The following is a 3,114-nucleotide window of genomic DNA, read 5'->3' as shown; positions in this document are numbered from 1 at the left end:
TCGATCAGCTCAAGAATATTTCTCAGATAGAGCATTCAAGGCATCGCAGTCAACTCGGTTTTTTATTGGAAGTTACTGCCGGCCTTATTGCTTATACATTCCAACCTAAAAAAACCGAGCTTGAATCTACGGGATAATGAGATCGCTATTTTTAAGCGAAGCTGAGGTTAATCAAGTCGGAGACTTTTTTCTTTTGCTTGATGAACCAGATAATCACCTAGATATTGATTCTAGAGTTCAGCTAGCTAAGGCCCTACATCAATTTAACGGTAGTATCTTGGTCGTAAGTCATGATCCAGATTTTATTGAAGAGATTGGTGTTAATGAAAAGTTTTCCTTAGAAATTTAGAATATCAGGTCACGACACCAAAGCGCTAATATGATATTCTTAACGCGATGCTCGACTTCAACAAGTCAATGTTATAGGATGTTAAAGTCGAGCAACGCGTCAAATTCATTTAATTATAGGTGAAGTAGGCTGGCGAATTATTCATTTAAATCGAAATGTTTTCGCATTAATAGTTGGATCATTCCTTCCAATTCTTCCTGAAATTCTTTTGGTACACGGTTAAATTCAAAACTCACGGCTCTACCTTTAGCTCGTTTACGAGCAAAAGAATCCTTATTTTTGAAGTTCCAAAGAGAACTCACCTGCTGCTTTTCTGCTGCGGTTTTTTTTGCTTTGTTGCTGCTAAAATCTTTAAACAGTTTGATGATGTTCGACTTCATTTCGTCGGGAGCAACTAGCTTGGTTTTATCCATATGCTGGATTTCACTACGCACGCAGCTAATGACTTCGTCAATCGAAAGTTTGTTTTTCTTGATGTCAATGGTGACGCCTAAAAGTGCTTTATAGTCTGGATAGCTCAATTCTGCGATGACAGGAAACATAGCAACAATATCACTAGGTACTGAAGCACACTGGATTGCACGAGTCACTTTGGATTGTGACATGTTGCTAGACTCAGCGATTTCCTTCTGAGTCATCCCCCCTTCCCGCAACTGGATCAGGCGCAAGCCGACTTCACGAATGTTGTGCTCTCTTGCAGTCTGGATATCTGCGGCAAGTTGTCTTGCGTCATCGGAGTTGATGTTGGTGTTCGTGACTAAAATATCTAAACCAACACTACAGAAAATCGCGGCGGCGCGTCTGCGAGAACCATCCAGAATCTCTATCTTGCCATCAATACGACGGCCTATTGCTGGGAAGAATTGTTGAAGACTGATAGTGCGTATGATGTCACTGACAGATTCTTTTGTCAGCGCATTTTGATCTCGACCGTTAACCAAAAAATTAACGGTCGTTTCAGATTCCAGTTTATCGACTGGAATATGTTCGAGTTGAAATATGGCTGTTTGACCCGAAGCCAGGGTGAAACGCTGTTCTGTAGTTTGGTTCTCTACTGGTGTATCCAAGGATACTGAATTAAATGTTCTGCCAATGGTTAGACGTTTTTTATTTTGCATTATTGCCTCTGTTGACCCTGATGAATTCAATACGATCAAAAACTGCTTTGGCGAAGTCTTCTGCTGCGCCTTTCGCATTCTTTAGCGCTTCGCCGCTGCCGATATACGTAGCAGGGTTTGCGGAAATGACGGTATCAAAGGATTCTCCACAACGCTCGAATCCATCTAGGCGGGGGATGGCGAAATCAAGCATGTCACCACCAAAAATTTCTTTTGCCAGGCTATGACAGAGCTTGTGATCGGTCTTATTAACTAATTTGGACATAAAACCGATGTTACCTCTGAGGCGAGTTGATGCACCTGTAGATTCGATTATTTCTACCAGCTCCGGCAAGCGAGCCAAGTATTTCAGCGTACTGTGGAAATCCACTTGTGCGGGTGGGATTGGAGTCATAAGAAAGTCTGAGGCAGCGATCGCGTTAGATAAGAAAGAGTCCAAGTGTGGCCCGCTGTCGATAAAGATGAAGTCGTAATGATGTTTCACTTTATCAATGATATTTTCGCGAAGGATGGTATAGATGTTCTGGTTTGGCAGGTGTTCTGCGCAGAGTTCTTCCCAACGTGATGCGATGAATGCGTCTTCAATGGATGCAGGGATAATATCTACGCCTGTAACAACTGAAGACGTGACAAATTCAGACAGCAGTTCTTCGCGGGAAACGTTTTGCAACATAGCTTGGGCTGATGTTGTATCAACAGAACCGATAGATTGCTCATGATCGAGGAACATGGTTGCCGATGCCTGTGGGTCAAGGTCGATAACCAAGATCCTAAGGTCCTCGAAAATCAAGTGCGGATGGGTGCGTAATGCATGTGCCAGAGAAACTGTACTGACGGTTTTGGATACTCCTCCCTTCAAGTTACCTATAAAGAAGGTCAATGCTTCGTGATAGCGAGCCCGGTATTTGGGTACGCCTCTGTGATGGTACAGATCTATGATGTTCTCAATTGTCATTGCGTACTTGGATGAAGAGCCTGCTTGCTTTTTGCCAAATACATATCCCTGCGCTTCCATTTCGTTAACGGCATAATCCACGCTGGCGCGCGTTAACTTGGGTAATTTTGCGAGAGCCGCCTTTGAATACGTTTGGTAATAGGCTGTTTTACTCAACTCCAGCTTTTGGCTTTGGATTTGGTGACTGAGCGACTGGAGTAGACGAACTGACCTTTGCGCAACTTTGTCTAATTGTTTATAGGTTTTATTCATTATTTTACCGTATGTGTAGGTTTTTTGATTTTATTTAAATATCCTACATAAAACTATAAATGTAAAATTTTTAAATTGAAAAGCGCTTTATTTTGCTTATTTTCCACATAGAGATTTTATGATTATCTTATTGTTTTAAATTATTTTTTATGAGGAATTTCAGGGTGAAATCGCCAGAATTTCGCCTCAATTTCAGAGGGGGAATGGAATTTTGTGTTCTGGCTTAACCAGCTTATCAGGAGGGCTATTGAGAAATCATAAAATTCCACATGAAAAAGAAGAGCTAGTAAACATAGAAACGGGGATATGGTTTTAGTACTACAGCCGTGATCCATATTGTATCATGATGACTCTCTATCTTCCTAACACCAAGGGAGGTGTCCTATGACCTCACCTGTCAACCTCTGGGAACAGGAGCTACGGGGCGTGCATTCCCGTCT

The 3,114-nt window shown here is 41.9% G+C and carries 3 protein-coding genes and 1 pseudogene; 2 read left to right on the top strand and 2 right to left on the bottom strand.

What is annotated here, in order from left to right:
- Both AACS92_RS19885 and AACS92_RS19890 read left to right on the top strand, forming a co-directional pair.
- A pseudogene (locus AACS92_RS19885) lies at positions 1-137 on the top strand (IS982 family transposase); the annotation flags it as partial.
- Positions 137-349, top strand: a complete 213-nt coding sequence (locus AACS92_RS19890; protein WP_099111991.1) for a hypothetical protein — start codon at positions 137-139, stop codon at positions 347-349. The pseudogene AACS92_RS19885 and the gene AACS92_RS19890, both read left to right, overlap by 1 nt.
- A 137-nt stretch (positions 350-486) precedes the next feature.
- On the opposite strand, the gene AACS92_RS19895 is transcribed toward AACS92_RS19890, so the two are convergent.
- Positions 487-1,467: a ParB family protein gene (locus AACS92_RS19895; protein ID WP_099111992.1), complete on the bottom strand. Its 981-nt coding sequence runs from the start codon at positions 1,465-1,467 to the stop codon at positions 487-489.
- Positions 1,457-2,674 (bottom strand): AAA family ATPase, encoded by a 1,218-nt coding sequence (locus AACS92_RS19900; RefSeq protein ID WP_099111993.1) that lies wholly within the window; start codon positions 2,672-2,674, stop codon positions 1,457-1,459. The genes AACS92_RS19895 and AACS92_RS19900 overlap by 11 nt, the downstream gene beginning before the upstream one ends.
- Positions 2,675-3,114: the final 440 nt, after the last annotated feature.

The sequence above is a fragment of the Xenorhabdus sp. KJ12.1 genome (assembly GCF_963876495.1).
GTDB classification, from domain to species: domain Bacteria; phylum Pseudomonadota; class Gammaproteobacteria; order Enterobacterales; family Enterobacteriaceae; genus Xenorhabdus; species Xenorhabdus stockiae.
This window is presented reverse-complemented; position numbering and strand designations above follow the sequence as displayed.

Excerpts from the sequence above, each read along its gene's own strand:
- AACS92_RS19890 (WP_099111991.1), top strand. The coding sequence starts at position 137 with ATGAGATCGCTATTTTTAAGCGAAGCTGAGGTTAATCAAGTCGGAGAC.
- AACS92_RS19895 (WP_099111992.1), bottom strand. The coding sequence starts at position 1,467 with ATGCAAAATAAAAAACGTCTAACCATTGGCAGAACATTTAATTCAGTA.
- AACS92_RS19900 (WP_099111993.1), bottom strand. The coding sequence starts at position 2,674 with ATGAATAAAACCTATAAACAATTAGACAAAGTTGCGCAAAGGTCAGTT.